General features: G+C 58.0%; 18 protein-coding genes. 8 read left to right on the forward strand and 10 right to left on the reverse strand.

Going from position 1 to position 18,025, the window contains the following annotated elements; genetic code table 11:
• Positions 1–4: 4 nt before the first annotated feature.
• The 4 genes from DSCA_RS05120 to DSCA_RS05135 all read right to left on the reverse strand — a co-directional run bounded on the left by DSCA_RS05120 (position 5) and on the right by DSCA_RS05135 (position 4,299).
• A complete protein-coding gene (locus DSCA_RS05120; protein ID WP_155315402.1) occupies positions 5–859 on the reverse strand; it encodes an HDOD domain-containing protein in 855 nt (284 codons plus the stop codon).
• Positions 856–2,262: an HD domain-containing phosphohydrolase gene (locus tag DSCA_RS05125; RefSeq protein ID WP_155315403.1), complete on the reverse strand. Its 1,407-nt coding sequence runs from the start codon at positions 2,260–2,262 to the stop codon at positions 856–858. The genes DSCA_RS05120 and DSCA_RS05125 overlap by 4 nt, the downstream gene beginning before the upstream one ends.
• A 21-nt stretch (positions 2,263–2,283) precedes the next feature.
• Positions 2,284–4,035: a response regulator gene (locus tag DSCA_RS05130; protein WP_155315404.1), complete on the reverse strand. Its 1,752-nt coding sequence runs from the start codon at positions 4,033–4,035 to the stop codon at positions 2,284–2,286.
• A gap of 129 nt (positions 4,036–4,164) precedes the next feature.
• Complete coding sequence (locus tag DSCA_RS05135; protein WP_155315405.1) at positions 4,165–4,299, reverse strand: HDOD domain-containing protein; 135 nt, start codon at positions 4,297–4,299, stop codon at positions 4,165–4,167.
• A gap of 549 nt (positions 4,300–4,848) precedes the next feature.
• Here DSCA_RS05135 and DSCA_RS05140 point away from each other — a divergent pair.
• The 5 genes from DSCA_RS05140 (at position 4,849) to DSCA_RS05160 (ending at position 8,929) form a co-directional block, all read left to right on the forward strand.
• Complete coding sequence (locus tag DSCA_RS05140) at positions 4,849–5,016, forward strand: hypothetical protein (RefSeq protein WP_155315406.1); 168 nt, start codon at positions 4,849–4,851, stop codon at positions 5,014–5,016.
• A gap of 21 nt (positions 5,017–5,037) precedes the next feature.
• Positions 5,038–6,258: a CNNM domain-containing protein gene (locus DSCA_RS05145; RefSeq protein WP_231716382.1), complete on the forward strand. Its 1,221-nt coding sequence runs from the start codon at positions 5,038–5,040 to the stop codon at positions 6,256–6,258.
• A 126-nt stretch (positions 6,259–6,384) separates the two neighbouring features.
• Complete coding sequence (locus DSCA_RS05150; protein ID WP_155315407.1) at positions 6,385–7,056, forward strand: transglutaminase-like domain-containing protein; 672 nt, start codon at positions 6,385–6,387, stop codon at positions 7,054–7,056.
• A 172-nt stretch (positions 7,057–7,228) separates the two neighbouring features.
• Positions 7,229–7,645, forward strand: a complete 417-nt coding sequence (locus DSCA_RS05155) for a hypothetical protein (protein ID WP_155315408.1) — start codon at positions 7,229–7,231, stop codon at positions 7,643–7,645.
• A gap of 39 nt (positions 7,646–7,684) precedes the next feature.
• Positions 7,685–8,929: a glycosyltransferase family 4 protein gene (locus DSCA_RS05160; protein WP_155315409.1), complete on the forward strand. Its 1,245-nt coding sequence runs from the start codon at positions 7,685–7,687 to the stop codon at positions 8,927–8,929.
• A 16-nt stretch (positions 8,930–8,945) separates the two neighbouring features.
• On the opposite strand, the gene DSCA_RS05165 is transcribed toward DSCA_RS05160, so the two are convergent.
• From DSCA_RS05165 to DSCA_RS05180, 4 genes are all read right to left on the reverse strand, one after another.
• Positions 8,946–9,455: a rubrerythrin gene (locus DSCA_RS05165; RefSeq protein WP_155315410.1), complete on the reverse strand. Its 510-nt coding sequence runs from the start codon at positions 9,453–9,455 to the stop codon at positions 8,946–8,948.
• Positions 9,452–10,240 carry an NAD(+) synthase gene (nadE, locus tag DSCA_RS05170; RefSeq protein ID WP_155315411.1) on the reverse strand — a complete coding sequence of 263 codons (789 nt, stop codon included), beginning with the start codon at positions 10,238–10,240 and terminating at the stop codon, positions 9,452–9,454. The genes DSCA_RS05165 and nadE overlap by 4 nt, the downstream gene beginning before the upstream one ends.
• Before the next feature lie 111 nt (positions 10,241–10,351).
• Positions 10,352–11,659 carry a CBS domain-containing protein gene (locus tag DSCA_RS05175; RefSeq protein WP_155315412.1) on the reverse strand — a complete coding sequence of 436 codons (1,308 nt, stop codon included), beginning with the start codon at positions 11,657–11,659 and terminating at the stop codon, positions 10,352–10,354.
• A 45-nt stretch (positions 11,660–11,704) separates the two neighbouring features.
• Positions 11,705–12,505 (reverse strand): hypothetical protein, encoded by an 801-nt coding sequence (locus tag DSCA_RS05180; protein WP_155315413.1) that lies wholly within the window; start codon positions 12,503–12,505, stop codon positions 11,705–11,707.
• Between the two features lie 264 nt (positions 12,506–12,769).
• Here DSCA_RS05180 and DSCA_RS05185 point away from each other — a divergent pair, with 264 nt between their 5' ends.
• Both DSCA_RS05185 and DSCA_RS05190 read left to right on the forward strand, forming a co-directional pair.
• Positions 12,770–13,324, forward strand: coding sequence for a glycine cleavage system protein R (locus DSCA_RS05185; protein WP_155315414.1), 555 nt, complete (start codon positions 12,770–12,772; stop codon positions 13,322–13,324).
• A 12-nt stretch (positions 13,325–13,336) separates the two neighbouring features.
• Positions 13,337–14,710: a PFL family protein gene (locus DSCA_RS05190; RefSeq protein ID WP_155315415.1), complete on the forward strand. Its 1,374-nt coding sequence runs from the start codon at positions 13,337–13,339 to the stop codon at positions 14,708–14,710.
• A gap of 139 nt (positions 14,711–14,849) precedes the next feature.
• Here the strand turns inward: DSCA_RS05190 and DSCA_RS05195 are convergent, their stop codons facing one another.
• Together DSCA_RS05195 and DSCA_RS05200 are read right to left on the reverse strand one after the other, a co-directional pair.
• Positions 14,850–15,902 carry an ABC transporter permease gene (locus DSCA_RS05195; RefSeq protein WP_155315416.1) on the reverse strand — a complete coding sequence of 351 codons (1,053 nt, stop codon included), beginning with the start codon at positions 15,900–15,902 and terminating at the stop codon, positions 14,850–14,852.
• A 12-nt stretch (positions 15,903–15,914) separates the two neighbouring features.
• Complete coding sequence (locus DSCA_RS05200) at positions 15,915–16,808, reverse strand: ABC transporter ATP-binding protein (protein WP_155320319.1); 894 nt, start codon at positions 16,806–16,808, stop codon at positions 15,915–15,917.
• A gap of 212 nt (positions 16,809–17,020) precedes the next feature.
• On the opposite strand from DSCA_RS05200, the gene DSCA_RS05205 reads away from it, so the two are divergent.
• A complete protein-coding gene (locus DSCA_RS05205; protein ID WP_155315417.1) occupies positions 17,021–18,019 on the forward strand; it encodes a potassium channel family protein in 999 nt (332 codons plus the stop codon).
• The last annotated feature ends 6 nt before the right edge of the window (positions 18,020–18,025 follow it).

The raw sequence follows: 18,025 nt of genomic DNA on the forward strand, positions 1-18,025 counted from the left end.
CTTGCTATCCCTTGTTGAAAAAGTCACAGGCCAGGGTCATTTCCTGCCTGGCCTGGGGAAACCAGGCGGCGCTCTCTTTAAGCGTCCCGGTCACGGGTCCGCGAATACCCTCAGGAATCACTCCGGGTTCGATCCGGCAGCCCGGGATGCTGTCCATTACGTTGACCAGGGTATCGGCGACGGACACCAGGCCGGCCAGGTTGTCGTCAGCGCCCCTGGCACAGGCGCCGTGATGGTTTTTAATGGACCGTCTCAAAGGTTCCGGTAACATCCACCTCCGGGCCAGGACGCTGCCGATAAGGTGATGGGGATAGGTGTCTCCGTTTTTTTCGGCTGCGGAAAATGTCATATCCCCGGATGCGGTTGCGCCAATCAGTTCGACGAACACGTCCGGGAAATGGTTGACCAGTATAATCTTGCCGATGTCATGGACCAGTCCCGCCGTGAAGGCCTCTTCCGGAAGGGCCAGCCTGGTTCGGGACGCCAGATGCCGACTGATCACGGCCACGCTGATGGAATGGGTCCAGAAGCGGGAGATATCGAACCCGTCGAAGGTGGCGCTGGTTTTCAGGCAGTCGATGACCGAAACCGTCACAACGGCATGTTGAACCGTACTGTAGCCCATCAGCGTCACGGCATGGCGCAGGCTGGCGATCCTGCTTTTAAATCCGTAAAAGGAAGAATTCACCAGGCGCAGCATCTTAAGGGCCAGGGACTGGTCTTTCTCCAGCATGCCCACCAGGTTTTCGATTGGCGTGTTCACGTCCTGGAGCATGCGGTTGATCTCCATGGCAACCGACGGCAGGGTGGGCAGGTCAGTGATGGATTCGATTTTTTTAATCATCTGTTGTCTGTTCATGGCCGATCCTCTTTTTCCGCATTCCCGGGGGACGGCATCGTGACCGCGATGGCACCGTCGATCATCCCGCGATGGCCGATGGATTGAATGCTCTGGACAGCGCCGTCACCGAGCGTCGTTCCCCGTGTGAGCAAAAGCCGGCCGTCCTGCAGCCGCAGGTCTTCCATCAGCACCATGCCTTCTTTCAGCAGGTTAAACGCCAACTGGTAGATGTTGTTTTTTCCCGGGTCACTGCCGATGCTCGCTAAAAAGTGGCGAACGATCGTCCCGTCGTACCGTTTCCCGGCACCGGCGATGATCATCCTTTCGGCAACCTCCCGCCGCATCTCCGGTCCGTCGGCAATCTCCACCGCAGACACAGCGTCATGGCTCAGGTAGCGACGGGCGGCGTAAAGCAGACGCTTCACCCCCTTTGGCCACAGATGCAGGACGGCGCAATAATCGGCGGCCACGGCCAGGATTCTGGCACCCGTCGGCAGGTCCCCGCCCATGATCCCATTGGGAAAACCCGATCCGTCGAGGTTCTCGTGGTGGGCGCCGACGATTTCACTGATGGCCTTGAGTCCTTCAACCGACGACAGTGACAACGCGGCAATCTCCGGATGCTGTCGGTAGGCATCGAACTCCTCGGCAGACATGGACCGTTCATCTTTTTCCAGAAGCGTTTCGGGCATGCCCAGCAGGCCGATATCATGAACCAGGCCGGCCATTTCCACGCGGTTCTGCGCATCCTCATCAAGTCCGGCTTCGACGGCGATCCCCCTGGCCACGTGGGCCGTCGCCTTCATATAACTGCCCAGCCCGGGGTTGCTTGACGCCACCAGCGACACCAGGAGGCGAATGGTTCCCATGAGACTCTTTTCGAGCCCGATGTTCATGTTCTGCAGCATCTTGTTCTGGTATTTCAACGCCCAGGTCCGCTCGTTGACCGTCTCTTCCAGCCGCCTGTTCAAATCGGCCAGTTTCCGGTTCTGCCGGCCGGTCAATTGTGTCAAGCGGCGGTTTTCCAGTTTCAGTTCCACCTGGTACAGGGCCTCACGGGCAAGCAAAAGGATCTCCGCATCGTTCCAGGGCTTGGACAGATATTTGTGAATGTTGCCCTGGTTGACCGCATCCACAACCGCATCCATATCGGAATAGCCTGTCAGCAAAAACCTTATGGCCCGGGGGCAGATGTCCATGGACCGCTCCAGAAAAACGGCCCCGTTCATGGCGGGCATCCGCTGGTCAGAAATGATCAGGGATACCGCTTCCCGCTCCCGTTGAAGCAGATCCAGGGCCTGCTGGCCGCCTTCGGCCGTCAGGATCCGGTATCCTTCCCGCCGGAACAGCCGTTTCAGGGCTTTGAGGATTGAGGGTTCATCATCAACCAGCAAAAGCGTGTGATCGTATTTCAGGTCCATCGAAGCTCTCCGACAGGATGATTATCCCGAAACCGGCGACGGTTCGGATGCAATGGCTGCCGATTCCGGCGATGAAAGGACCGGCAGTTGAACGATAAAGGTCGTCCCTTTGCCGACCTCGCTCTCCACGCGGATGTCCCCATGGTGTTTCATGATGATGTTGTACGCGATATTCATACCCAGCCCCGTGCCCTTACCCACATCCTTGGTGGTAAAAAAAGGATCGAAAATCTTGTTCAGTACCGCTTTGGAGATGCCGCAGCCCGTGTCACTGATGCGGATTTCCACCCGGTCGTCCACCGGCGCCGTAGCGATTTTGATTTCCCCCGATTTCTCGATGGCCTGGGCCGCGTTGACCAGGATGTTCATGAAAACCTGGTTGAGTTGCTGGGGATAGGCATGCACGAACGGTAAATCACCGAGTTCCTTTACAATGGTGGCTTTGTATTTGAGCTCGTTGTTCACCACGTTCAAGGTGGATTCGATGCCGGCGTTAATGTCCGTCTCGGTCATCCTGTCTTCGCCCGGGTGGGCAAAATGCTTCAGGTCGTCGACAATTTTCTTGATCCTGTCCGTCCCCTCCTGGCAATCGCCGATCAGTTCCCCCACGTCCTCCTGGATGAAATCGATATCCACCTCTTCTTCAACGGTCTCTACCTGTCTGATCAGATTGACGACAGGTTCGGGCAGCTGTCCGCAAGGCAATTCCTTAAGTGCCGATTTCAGCTGCTGGTAGTCCCCGATCAGTCGGTTCATGTCGCCCTGGTAGTCTCCCAGGGTCTTCAGGTTGCTGCTCACGAAACCGGTCGGGTTGTTGATTTCGTGGGCCACGCCGGCAGCCAGCTGGCCGATGGAGGCCATCTTTTCTGATTGCAGCATCTGGGCCTGGGTATGTTCCAGCCGCTCAAGCGCATTTTCAAGGGAGTGATTCTTTTTCAGCATTTCCCGGGAAATTTTGGTCAGCTTCTGGTTCAACTTTTTAATTTCTTCATTGTGCTGGTGGGCCTCGGTGATATCTCTCGAAACGAAGGTGATCTGGCGGACCTGGCCGTCTTCCTCCTTCACCGGAAGGGCGATTCGCTCCTTGATGATCTCCTTTCCATCCTCGGTGCTGAATCGGTCCAGATAAAACTGCCGCGATCCGGTCTCGAGACACGAACCGACCAGTGATGCCAACTGCCGGTTATAAAAGTCGGAATTGCCTTTTTCGCTGAGCTTGCAGCATGACAAGGCGACATGGTCGTCAAAATTGCCCTTAATGGCGTCCAGGGCCGATTTGTTCAGGGAAACCACATTCAATTCCCGGTCTACGGTAAGAATTTCTTCCGGGAGGGCGTCGAATACGATCCGAATCTTGTTGCGGCTGCTGATTAATGTTTCCTGGAGGGTCTTGTGCGTGTCCTCCAGTTGAATCACCCGCTTTCCGGTATTGAGCCTGGCTTGAAACTCACGGATGTCGTAGGGTTTGGCCACATAGTCGTCGGCGCCGGCGGCAAAGGTTTCCAGAATATCCGCTTTGCGATCTTTGGCCGTCATGATGATCACATAGGTGTAGGTATCGCCGGGGAATTCCCGAATCCGCCGGCACAACTCCAGGCCGGTCAGTTCCGGCATCATCCAGTCACTGACTACGATTCGCGGCCGTTCCTTTTCGAACAGGTCCCAGGCCTGGGCGCCTGTGGCGGCGGTCAGAACGGACTTCTCCATCTTGGTCAACACTTTCTTGAGAAGCGCCATGGAGACGGGATCATCTTCCACAATCATGATTTTCATCGTTATCCTCCAGGTACACGAATCGAAGCGGTCCAGGTTGTTAATCCGGCAGCGTGGCGAAACATACTGTCCCCTTTCACCCCGACTCAGACACCTTGTTCCAGTCCCGGATCCATCCGGGCATCCGGATCAGTGGAGCAATCCGGCCATGACGGCTTCATCCACCTGATCGGTCTCCAGGCCATCACGGGTTGCGATGGCTTTGGCCAGGGAACCGGTTTTCAGGCTGTGACGGTATATATCCTCAACCAATTTTTCCATCATCCGAAAGGCTTCAGACCCCTTGTCGATAAGTTGAACATGATATCGGCGAGGGGACAATTAACTTTAGTCTATCAAAGTGTCTGCAGTTGCGTTCGGCTGCGTTGCGTTGTGCGACAGCCCGAATGCCTCCCCGGCAGGATGTTGCACATGGGGGTTCAAAAAAGTTTCCGGGATTGGTATGTATCTGCCGGGCGTGGGCCAGGCCGTCACCACCTGAACCCGCCCCGCGCCGATGCATGCGGGAGGAATCGGTCCGAATCAGCGCCCCATGGGACCGTGCAGACCCTATCGGACACCGATGCTGGAACAGGAATGGTGCCCGTGGGGTGGCCCGAGAAAACCCCACGATCAACCCAAGGCATGGCCAAGGTACCCATATGAGGGAATTCGGATAGACCCAGAAGCGGCACTGCAGTCCGAAACCGTGACCATTGTCTGCCGGCAGACCCTGTTTACGGTGACGGTCTCGGCCCACCCTTATGGAGAATATGTGCTGACCATCACCAAACTGTGAACGCCCCGCCACCGGTCGAATCGAGGAGGACCGTGATGCACAATAAACTCGACGAATTGAATCAAAAACTATATGAAACCCGACAGGTCCTCGAATCCATGGCAATGGAGCTGCGATTCCGCGGCTGTGACGACAACCATAAACTGATCAGGCAGGCACGTGAGCTGAGCCAATGGCTTCAGCGGCGCAATGGCCAGGATTAATCTGGAGGCCTTTTGATTCGAATGATTAGACGTATACCCGGCCGGTGCTCCTGGACGGCAATGTTGCTGTCCCTGCTGATTGCCGCCGACTCCGCAACCGCCGCCGGCCTGTCCGGCATACCGACGGCAGAGGCCGGTCCCACGAGCACCGATGTCATCCTGCTGGTGTCGTACATCCTGCTGGCACTGGTGTTTTCCTTTCTCTGCAGCGTGGCTGAAGCGGTGCTGTTGAGCATTACCCCCGCTTACATCGCCGGCCTTCGCGACGGAAAGCCCAAGCTGGCCGTGCTGTTGAAACGATTGAAACAGGACAACGTGGACCAATCCCTGGCTGCCATCCTGACTTTGAACACCATTGCCCACACGGTGGGCGCCATCGGCTCGGGATCCAAGGCGACCGTGGTGTTCGGCAGCGCATGGTTCGGCCTGTTTTCCGCCTTGATGACCCTGATGATCCTGTTCCTGTCCGAAATCATACCTAAAACCATCGGTGCGGTCTATTGGCGGGCCCTGGCCAGGCCCATGGCCAGATTCGTCCGCATTCTGATCTGGACCCTGTATCCGTTAATCTGGATATCGGAAGCCCTGACCCGGCTGATTGCCCGCGGCAAAAGCGCCCACGTGTTCAATCGCGATGAGTTTCTCGCCATGGCCGGCATCGGGGAACGCGCCGGGAAAATCGATCCTCGCGAATCACGGATCATCCGCAACCTGTTCCGGTTCGGTTCCCTCTCGGCCAAAGACATCATGACGCCGCGTACCGTGATTTCAGCCCTGCCCCGGGACCTGTCGGTCAACGAGGCATTGGAAAGCGAACCCGCCGTAACCTTCACGCGTCTGCCGCTTTATGATACGGACCTGGATCACATCGACGGTTTCATTCTCAGGGGCGACCTGCTGCTCTCCAAGGCACGGGACCAGGGCGAGGTCAAACTCGACACGTTAAAACGGGCCATCGGGACCGTACCCGTCAAGATGACCCTGTCCAACCTGCTCGAATTTTTTCTCGACCAGCACCAGCACATTGCCCTGGTTATCGATGAATATGGCGGGACCAGCGGCCTGGTGACCATCGAAGATGTGGTTGAAACCTTGCTGGGAATGGAAATTGTCGACGAACTGGACCCGGTCGCGGACATGCAGGCCCTGGCGCGCCGGCAATGGGCCAGGCGGGCCAGGGCGCTGGGCCTGAGCGTCGATGCCGATGGACGCTGGCCGGATTCGGAAGGCGAGAAAAAATAACCCGTACGCGGCGCTCATTGCGCCCGCGCCGGTTCCGGACATGGCCGGTGGCCCACCGCGATGCTGTCCGAAAGAACACGATGGAAACGGCCTTGCCGGCAACCCTCAGCAAAGGATGAAACCCATATGCTCCCGGATGTTTCCGAAATGCTCCTCCCCACGGCGATCATCGACAGTGATCACGAAAAGGTAATGGCCTTCACCCGCTCTCATGCCGGTGCTGCGGCAAGCCCCAGGGATCAGGCCGTCCGGCTCTTTTACGCCGTTCGTGACGGCATCCGCTACGCCCCCTATTCCATCGATCTGACGGTGCAGGGGATGCGGGCCAGCACGGCACTGGCCACCGGCCGGGGATGGTGCGTGCCCAAGGCGGTGCTCCTGGCCGCCTGCTGCCGGGCCCTGAAGATTCCCGCCAGGCTGGGTTTTGCGGATGTCAGGAACCACCTGACCACCCAACGGCTGCGTAAACTGATGAAAACGGATATTTTTTTCTGGCATGGATACACGTCCCTGTTTATCGGGGGCAGATGGGTCAAGGCCACACCGGCATTCAACATCGAACTGTGCGAGCGGTTCCATTTGAAACCTCTCGATTTTGACGGCCGCGCCGATTCCATCTATCACCCCTTTGACCAGCTGGGCAATGCGCATATGGCGTATATCCGTCACCGGGGCGAATTTGCAGACGTCCCCCTCGATCGCATCATCGACACGCTGCAACGCAGCTATGGCCCGCTGCTGTCCCCGGCACCCGTTGACTTTTACGACGACGTCGACAGGGAAAGGCCGGCCGGGTAACCGCCGCCGGCCGGTGCACGGCTTTTTCAGCGGTCAAGGGGGCATCCTGTTGTGTTCCTGCAATTTCAACATCAGCCGCTTTTTGTGGTTTTCATTTTCACCCCATTAATGGTATATGCTCTTTTTCGACACGATACCCCATCGGATTCACAAGAATGAGAAGGAGCGCCCCATGGAAAAAGAAGCAGCCCAGGCCATGAAACTTTTTCTGGATGAATGGCAGGACACAGCGGAAAAAACCAAAGCCGTCTTTTCGCACTTAAAAGCCTATCTGGAAAAAAAGGAAGGCACCGCCTTTGACTTTATCCCCAGGCCCGGCGTAACGTATTCCCTGAGAGCGGTGCACACCAACCAGCGCAAGAAGTCGCTTTTTGTGATGGTCGACGTGATCGAAGACGCTCCCCGCTGGCTGTCGGTCTGCTTTTACGGCGAGATGATCAGCGACCCGGAAGAAAATGGCGATTTCGTCCCCGAGGGCTTGCTGGGCGAGGATGCCGTCTGCTTCGATGTGGACGCATGGGATGACCGCCTGATCGCCTACGTGAAAGCCCGCATGGATGAAGCCTGGCAGTTTGCCCGCAACGGATAGGCCCGGAACCATCGTGGGGGCATCCCCCTGAGGAGCGATATGAACCGGCATCAGCATCGGCCGCTGAAAATCCTTCATGTACTGAGCCAGCGCCCTGACGCCACCGGAAGCGGCATCTACCTCCAGGCGATGCTGCGCGAAGCGTCAGACCGCGGCCACACCAACTTTCTGTTGGCCGGCGTCCCCTCGGGCTGGTCGCAGCGTTTGGACGGCATCGACGACGACCGCTGTCGTTTCGTCACCTTCAGCAGCGATGCCATCGCCTATCCCATCGCGGGCATGAGCGACGTCATGCCCTATGAAAGCACCCGGTTCCGCGACCTTTCCCCGGACGACCTAAAAGCCTACGAGACCGCCTTTGCCCGCGGTATCCGGGCGGCGGCAGTCACCTTTCGGCCGGATCTCATCCACAGCCATCACCTGTGGATCCTCACCGCACTGGGCCGACACCTGCTTCCGGACATCCCGATGGTGACCACTTGCCACGGCACCGACCTGCGCCAGTTCCAGACCTGTCCGCACCTTCAAGGGCAGGTACTGGCCGGGTGCCGCGGTCTGGATGCCGTCATGGCACTGAGTGCTGAACAGAAGGAAGAAATCGTGCAACGCTATGGCCTGCTTCCGGAAAAAGTACATGTGATCGGCGCGGGATACGACAGCAGACGGTTTGTGCAATCCACCAAACCGGATCCGCAGCCGGTTCAGTTGATTTATGCGGGCAAGCTCTGCCGGGCCAAAGGGGTACCCTGGCTGCTGCGGGCACTGTCGACAATTGAAGCGCCGGACTGGCACCTCAACCTGGTGGGCGGGGGCAGTGGCGAGGAGCAAGCCCGATGTCTGCGGCTGGCCGAACGCCTGGGAGACCGGGTCACGGTTTATGGCGCCGTGAGCCAGCCCCGCCTGGCCGAAATCATGGCCAGGTCGCATCTTTTCGTGCTGTCATCCTTTTTCGAGGGGTTGCCGCTGGTGATGCTGGAAGCCCTGGCCAGCGGCTGCAGGGTTGTCGCCACCCGACTGCCCGGCGTAACGGCAGTCATGGACGGCCTGGACACAGACGCGATCGATCTGGTGCGCCCCCCCCGGCTGCGCAATGTCGATCAGCCCTTGCCCGAGGACGAGGGGCGGTTCCAGGCGGACCTGAAGCAGGCCCTTGTCCGTCAGATCATCGCCGCCGGCCGGCAGCCCCAAATCGACCTGCGACCTGTGGCGGAGCGGATCGCCGCTTTTTCATGGGGCGGGATCTTTGACAGGGTTCAGGCGGTCTACGACGCGGTCGGCGGATGACCGGCCCCGGGCCCGCTCAGATGCTCTCCATATCGAATTCTTCAAAACCATACCAGAAACCGGTGTTGTTCAGATGATCCAGTTCAAACTGCACCGCTTCGACGTGGTTGTCCTCGATTTCCAGAAAACGCTCAAACATGGCACGAGAATTGTCGGGCACCCGATCGATCAGTTCCCGGTAGAACCGGCTGGTTTCGATTTCCATTTCCAGTGCCCGTGAAAGCATCTGCTGCTTCAATCCCCGGGCATCCTCGCCCAGCTTCGCTTGCAGGGCGGCCGCCGCCCTGCGGATGGCCCGCTTGTCGGGAATCGTCGACGCCAGCGTCGCGGCCGTCAATTCGCCGCGCTGTTGCCATTCATCGAGCCGGCGCTCCAGGTAATCCACGTGACGCTGCTCGTCGTCGGCCAGCGCCTTAAAAATCTTTTTACCGGCGGGGTCATCGGTGCGGGCCACCGCCTCGATGTACAAATCCCTGATTCGGTTTTCGAATTCCAATGCGGACTTGATGGCTGTTTCCAGTTTCATGACGTCTCCTTTAACGGACTGGGAATCTGGCAGATCGGAATCGGCAGCATCTTGTGCCGGTTCATCCGGTTGAACCGGTTGAAGATGGCCAGGACCTCCCGCTGCCGGGGTTCCAGGGCCTGCTCGTCGCCGTTGCCGTCCATGAATGCCATGGCCCACTCCAGTTCGTCATAGCTGGCACCGATCTGGTTTTCGTCCGACCGGTTGTCACTCCACAAACCGTCTGTGGGCGCGGCCTGAATGATTTCATCGATAATGCCCATCGCTTCTGCCAGCCGGTAAACCTCCGATTTCATCAGGTCGGCGATGGGCGACAGATCCACCCCGCCGTCACCGTACTTGGTAAAAAAACCCACGCCGAAATCCTCGACCCTGTTGCCCGTGCCCGCCACCAGCATGCGGTGGTGGGTGGAAAAACCATACAGCGTCAGCATGCGCAGCCGGCTCCGGGTGTTGGCCATGGTCAAATCGTCCTGAATCGCATCGGGAAAAACGTCCTGCATGGATTTAAATGCGGGGGTCAGGTCAACCGTCACCCCTTCTGCGTTGGTGAAGCGGTCTCGAAGCCAGAGGATGTGACGGTCCGATCGCCCCACCTGATCCGGCGCCTGGTGGATCGGCATATTCAACACCTTGACCGGATGGCCGGTCATGGCACACAAGGTGGACGTCACCGCCGAGTCGATGCCGCCGGAAACGCCGACCACAAAGCCTTTCATTCCCGACTGGTCGAGATAACGGGTGAGCCATTGGACAATATGATCGATGACAGCCTGGGTTTGCATGGACCGGTTCCTTCACTGTTAAGGTTGACGGATTCGTAAAAAAGCCGATATCTGCGATAGGCGCGATGCCCGGTCCCGGAAATATTCCGGCAGGCGTCCTCCCGCCGCCCGTCAGTCCGGCAGCAGATCGTAAAAATAAATCATGGCATCGGATCGGGTGATGATACCGATGAGTCGCCCCGCTTCGACCACGGGCAGCCGGCCGACGTCGTGCCGCACCATCGTCCGGGCCGCCTGAATGGGACTTTTTCCCGGTTCGATGGTGATGACCCGGGTGCTCATAAACGCCTTGACCGGGGCCTGCAGCTGCCCCTCTTTGCGTATTTTCTTAAAATCCCGGCGGGATATGACGCCCACCAGCCGATCCCCATCCACCACCGGAAGTCCGGTGCACCCCCGCCGACGAAGCATCCGGGCCACCTCGGCCATGGAGGTGTCCGATGGCACGGTAAAAACGGGGAAGGACATCAAATCGCTGATCTGAACCGAGGACTGCTGGTTACCCTCCAGCAGATCGATGATCATCTGCCCGGCCACATCGGGGTTCACGTCGCGCAGCATGGCACTGCCGGCGCCGGGATGGCCGCCGCCGCCCATGCTTTTCATCAACTCGCCGACATCCACCGCGTCGGTGTCACTCCGGCCGATGACCATGCATCTGCACCTGCCTTTCTTTGCCTGGCTGACGAACAGGCCGAAAGCGGCATCCACATTGACGATGTCCCGGTACATCCGCACCACCAGGGCCAGATTGCCCACGTGGCCGTCGATATGGATCCGGCTGATGCTGACGGAATGGCCGTTTATTTTCATCCGGCTGGTGTTCTTCAGCATCTCGAACAGCACGTCCTTCTGCTTTTCACCGTATGCGGGCCGCAGGAATTTAGCGACCAGGGCCAGATCCGCCTTTCGGTCCAGCAGCCAGCCGGCGGCATAGGCATCTTCAGCCGTGCAGGAGGAGAATGTCAGGTTGCCGGTATCCTCGTACAGGCCGGCTAAAAACAGCGTGGCCTGAATGGGCGTGATCAGCTTGCGCATGGCTTTGAGCTGGCGCACCATCAGGGTCACCGTGGCACCGACAGCTTCCTGGCATTTCCAGTCGGCATCGATATCGCCCCCCGTGTGGTGATCCCACACCAGCACTTCCAGGTCGGTCCGTTGCCTCAACTTGGCGATGGGGCCCAACCGCGACCAGTTGGGCGTGTCCACGACGATGAGCCGGCTGACCTTGCCGGTTTCGATGTTCCAGCGATCCACGTAGTCGAAAACCTCTTTGTGAATGGACATGAAGGCCCGCACATTGGGATTGATCGTCTTGGGAACGGCGGCGACGGCTTCGGGGTATATCAGCGTAGCGGCAACCAGGGATGCAAAGGCATCGAAGTCGCTGTTCTTATGGGTGGTGATGATTTGGGTCATGGATCAATCGTCGGTCACAAGCTGCGGTCTCTTGTTGAAAAGCGTTTATTCCGGAGGATCCCAGTCCAGGGAGGCCGGAGGGGCCGTTTCCGCGGAAGGTTCGTCCAGCTGCAGCGGCACCCCGTGGCGGGCCTTGTATTCCAGGGCCAGGCGATGCTTTTCGATTTCCATGCGGCTTTCAATGCTCTTTCGGGCCAGCAGATAGCGAAGGTAGACAATCCACAGGCCGATGCCCACCACCACCGTGCCGATACCGATGAACACCCATTTGAAACGGATGACGACATCGATTCCGGTGCGCCCGAGGTAGGTGATCATGTTGGGAATGATCCAGTAGGAAATCACACCGATAAAAATCAAAAAACCGATGATAAAGATATTCATCCGGCTGATGCGGAACAGAATCGACTCCAGGCGGGATTCATAGCCCGGTTCACAGGCCGGCCTGGCGTCATCCCCCTGCAGTTCGCTGCCGTGAAAAATGGCCACATACGCCTTCACGACGAAGCCGAAGAGCAGCATGGCCCCGACGGGGATGCCGATGGCCGCCACGAACCAGGCCCTGAAGGGGAACGGATGCTCCCGGGTTTCCAGGCGGACATCGTAGTTCTCGAAAGGCCCGAAGGTTTTCTCGAAATAGTACTTGTTGAATTCACTCAGGTTTTTGCCGCTGGTTTCGTGGATGACATGGCCATTGCCATCGATGACCTGCAGCCATGATTTCCGCCCCGATTTCATGGCCGCCAGGGCGAAGATCTCCAGTTCCAGCAGGAACAGCCCGACGATAATGATGATGAAAAGGGTCTTGTGTTCCTGGATCAAATGGCTGACTTGCTTCGTCTTCACAATCGGCTTCCCTGCAAGCCCGCTCACCGTCGCGGGCTTCCATACGGTGGTGAAATAGCTGTTTTACCCGTTGCCGCCGTAAAAATGAACCGACGGACCGTGCTCTCAGATTGGCCTGTAATCTACCACAGCGGTGCTTTTGGGCACAATCTTTTTTCAAATCAAGCCAATGGGATTATTCGGTTCCCCTGTATTGACACCCACTCCCAATTGTTCGATAAGGATGCTTCATTGTCATCCGTCAACGTATGGGGAGCCTGTTACATGAAAAAAATGATCATTTCGGTCCTGGGCAAGGACCGCCCCGGCATCATCGCCGCCGTCACCCGCATTCTGTTCGAACAGGACTGCAACATTGAAAATGTCAGCCAGACGATCCTGCAAAACGAATTTTCCGGCATTTTCATCGTCAGCGTTCCCAAAGCCCTGTCCGAAAGCGACCTGCACGGCCACCTGGACGACGGGCTCTCGCCCATGGGTCTGCATGTCTTCGAGAAACCGCTCTCGGACACGGATGCGTCAACGATGGCTGCCGACAGCGAACCCTTTGTGGTGGTCACCAAAGGCCCCGACCGGAAGGGACTGGTGGCGGCCATTACCGCCATCCTGGCCGGCCATCGCGTCAATGTAACCAACCTGCAGGCCGTCTTCAAAGGCGGCGACGATCCCAATGCCAACATCATGATCTACGAGGTCGACATTCCCACCGATACCAGCCACCAGGCCCTTCGACGGGACCTGCGTGAAAAGGCATTGGAATTGTCGCTGGACCTGTCCATCCAGCACAAACTGATCTTTGAAGCCATCAATCGCGTATAAGGAACCTATGCCATGTTCAGTGAACGAGAAATTCTCTCCGTCGTGGAGATGCTCAAAAATGAAAATCTGGATGTCCGGACCGTCACACTGGGGCTCAGCCTGCTGGATTGCGCCAGCGACGACATCGGACGATTCACGGAAAATATCCATACCCGCATCACCACCGCAGCCCGGCATCTGGTGCAGACCTGCGACGAGGTGGGAGACAAGTACGGCATCCCGGTCGTCAACAAACGCATTTCAGTGAGCCCCATCGCTGTCGCCGCGGCACCCTTCGATGCCAGCCAGATGCTGGACGTGGCCACGGCCCTCAACGAAGCCGCCATCGATGCCCGTGTGGATTTTATCGGCGGATTTACCGCCCTGGTGGAAAAAGGCATGGCCAGAGGGGACCGGGCCCTGATCGAGGCCCTGCCCCAGGCACTGACCGACACCCAGCGGGTGTGTGCGTCGATCAACGTGGCTTCCACGCGGGCGGGAATCAATATGGATGCCGTCCTGCTTATGGGGCGTAAAATCAAGGAAGCGGCCGGACTGACTGCGGACCGCGATGGCCTGGCTTGTGCCAAGCTGTGCGTGTTCGCCAACATCCCCCAGGATATTCCCTTCATGGCCGGCGCCTACCTGGGGGTCGGCGAAGCCGATGCGGTGATCAACGTGGGAGTCAGCGGGCCTGGGGTGGTCAAAAGGGCCATCGACCGTGCCGTAACCGCGAATCCGGGACTTAATTTAGGGCAACTGAGCGATATCATAAAAAATACCGCCTATAAAGTAACTCGCGTCGGAGAGCTCATCGGCCGGGAGGTGGCCCAGCGGATGGGCATCGGTTTCGGTGTCGTTGACCTCTCCCTGGCCCCCACGCCCAATGTGGGGGACAGTGTGGGGGAAATTTTCCAGAGCATGGGGCTTACGGCCATTGGCGTACCGGGGAGCACGGTAGCCCTGGCCATGTTAAACGATGCGGTCAAAAAAGGCGGTGCCTTTGCCAGTTCCCATGTAGGGGGGCTGAGCGGCGCCTTCATCCCGGTGAGCGAGGACCTGAACATCTCACAGGCAGCCTCCCAGGGACACCTCTCCATCGAAAAACTGGAGGCCATGACCTGTGTCTGTTCGGTAGGGCTTGACATGGTGGCCATTCCCGGCGACACCAGCGAAGAGACCCTGGCTGCCATCATCGCCGATGAAATGGCCATCGGCGTCATCAACAAAAAAACCACCGCCACGCGGTTGATCCCCGTACCCGGAAAAAAAGCGGGGGATCACGCCTTTTTCGGCGGCCTGCTGGGTGAATCCATCATCATGCCGGTTAACAACGCCACCGGTGGCAATCCGTTCCTGATCCGCGGGGGATTGATTCCATCGCCCATACACAGTTTAGTTAATTAGGGGATTGGGCTTGGTTTGTATTTTGGTGCTAGTTATTCGGGAATTTTAATTGTTCTTCAACCTGTATGAAAACGCACAGGTTTCATCAGTGTTCAGACCTCGTTCAACGGGGCGGCGCCCCCGACCTCTGACCTCCGTTTTATTTGTACCAGGAAAACAACGCTGCGCCGACCAGTAAAAAAGCGAGGGTCATGGCGCACAGGATGGTCATTTCCGGGGTCACCGCGAGCAGCCCGGCCCCCTCGTTCATCACTTTGCGTGCCGCAGTCAACACGTGGGTCAGGGGAAAAATCTTGGCCGCCGCCTTGAGCCACGCCGGCGCGCCTTCAATGGAAAACCAGACCTCGGACAGAAACATCATGGGCCAGCAGATAAAATTGAGGATGCCGTTGGCAAACTCTTCGCTGGTCCCGCGGGAGGCAATCACCAGACCCAGGGCGGTCATGCAGACGCTGCCCGCCAGGAACACGAGGAACAGATCCAGCAAACGCCCATAGACCTTGAAATCGAGAATCAGATCGCATCCCACCCAAACCATGACCAGGGTGAACATGAGCAGGAAAATACGGGACAGCAACTGGGCGCTGAGGTATTCGAAAGCGGTCAACGGCGTTGCTTTGAGGCGTTTGAGCACGCCGTTTTTACGATAGCGCACCACCACCCACCCCACCCCGTACAGGGCGCTGAACATCATGTTCATGCCCAGCACCCCGGGAAACAGCCAGTCGATGTAGCGGATCGGAACGCCCTGAACGTCCCTTTTTTCGAACCGGTCGCCGGCAGGCGGGACCGCCAGGGCCCCCTTGAGGAGCCGCTCCGCAATCGCCCCGGAAGGCGACGCATCACTGACCCAGTAGCGCACGGGCCGGGTTCCCGCCTCGACGAGCAGGTCTATTTTATGGTGTTTGAGTTTGTCCATCCCCTGGGCGTAGGTGTCGAACCCCACCAGGGAAATGGCCTTGAAGGCAGCAAACGAATCGGGAAGGTTGTCGATCGACCCGTTGACGGCAGCCCCATGGGGGACCGGAAACACACCCACCTTGAACGGGGAGGCGTAGTCTCCCTTGAAAATCACACCAAAACCGAGGATGATCAGGAAGGGAAAAAGGAAATTCCATCCGAACGCCTCGCGATCCCTGAAAAATTCGCGGTTCCTGGCCCTGAAAACGGCCCACAATCGTTTAAAACGCATACCGGCTCCCGATTATTCCCGCAGGCTTCGCCCGGTCAGCTTCAGGAAAACATCCTCCAGGGTCGGTGTCCTGACATTGACACCACGCATATCCACCCCGCTGGACAGCAACTGTCCGACAACCGCGTTGACGTTTTCCGTACGAATCTGAACCCGCTCTCCCCGTTCCCTGACAAACCCCTGCAGGGCCGGGATCTTTTCCGGAAACCGGTCTTTGGGAACCGACACGGTGGCCCGCCTGCAATGGGTGTGGATCATATCGTGGGGGGCACCGCGGGCAATGATTCCGCCCTTGTCCATGATGGCGATGTCGTCACAGAGCTTTTCCGCCTCCTCCATATAATGCGTGGTCAGCACGATGGTGCGGCCCTGGGATTTTACCGCTTTGATGATATCCCACAGGTTGCGCCGGGCCTGGGGGTCCAGACCGGTGGAGGGTTCGTCCAGAAACACCAGTTCGGGCCGGTTCAAAAGGGCCAGCGCCAGCAGCAGGCGCTGTTTCTGTCCGCCGGAAATCTTGTCGTTGGGCTGGTCTTTGACCTCCTCCAGGTGGCACAGCCCGATCAAATGGCCGATGGTCTCGGTGTGGTCGTAAAGCCGGCTGAAGGTTTCCAGGGTTTCGGCGACCGTCAGGTACGACAGCAGGGCCGTCTGCTGGAACATGATGCCGACCTCCTGCCGGAACTGCGCCGCCCGGCGCTTGCCTTTGTAGAGAACGGTCCCGGAAGTGGGGGCAATGATGTCCTCGACAATCTCGATGAGTGTGGTCTTGCCGGCACCGTTGGGCCCCAGCAGCCCGAAACAGCTGCCTCGCCCGATGGTCTGGCTTACGCCGTCCACAGCCACCACCTGCTTGTACTGCTTGCGGATGTCAACAATCTCCAGAAGCGGGTTCACTGATCGCATCGCTTTCACGAGTCGACTCCGAAGTCAACATCGATTTGAAAGAATCTTATTTAATAAAAAGGAGTTGCAGCCGTTTGGCAGTTGACAGGCCACAAAGGTTTTTTTATAGTCCCAAGCAGCATGCAAATCAAGACGGATTATGACATGGCCGCGGGTAAGCCTGGATTGCAGTGAAGATCAGATCACGCCGACGGACAGGAAAACAGGCGCACATGGAACGTAAAACCCATTTCACCCTCAGCATCATCCTGACCGTCGGGCTCGTTATGGCCGGTACGTGCGGCTACATGTTCATCGAGGGATGGGCGTTCGATGACGCCTTTTACATGACCATCATCACCCTGGCCACCGTCGGTTACGGGGAAGTGCACCAGATCAGCGACCTCGGCCGGATCTTCACCATCATCCTCATCGTATCGGGGGTCGGCTATTTCATGTATGTGGTCGGCCTGATCGTACAATTTCTGGTCGAAGACCGTATACGCGTCATTCTCGGGAGGCGTAAATTGGACAAGCGGATCGCCAAGCTGAAGAATCACTATATCATCTGCGGGTATGGCCGAATCGGCCGCGTTCTGTCACGTTATCTGACCGAGCGATACCTGAATGTGGTCATCATCGAAAAAAATAAGGGGCGCCAGGCGACCATGAACGAAGACGGCGTCCTCTACCTGCTCGGCGAAGCCACGGATGAAAGCCTCCTGATCCGGGCAGGCATCCGGTCGGCCAAAGGGATGATCACCGCCGTGGCCACCGATGCGGACAACGTTTTTCTGACCCTGATCGCCAGACAGCTCAACCCCGACCTGTTTATCGTCGCCCGGGCCATCCAGAACACCGCCAAGCGGACCCTACAGGCGGCAGGCGCCGCCAAGGTGATTTCACCCTACGACCTTGGGGCCCGGCGAATGGCCCATGCGATCCTGCGTCCAACGGTGATCAAATTCCTCGAACTGGCCTTTACCGATGAAAGCACTGACATTATGATGGAGGAAATCCGGGTACGGCCCACCTCGCGATTGCTGAACGTGGCACTCAAGGATTCGGGTATCCGCCAGCAGCTGGACCTGATCATTCTCACCATCAAAAAAGCCGACAACACATTGATCTTCAACCCCAAAGCCGACACCCGCATAGAGACCGACGACACCCTGGTCGTGGTTGGCCAGGCCAAAAGTGTCAATCAGCTCGAACAGATGATGCACAATTAAAAAAAA

The organism is Desulfosarcina alkanivorans, from assembly GCF_009688945.1.
Lineage (GTDB): Bacteria > Desulfobacterota > Desulfobacteria > Desulfobacterales > Desulfosarcinaceae > Desulfosarcina > Desulfosarcina alkanivorans.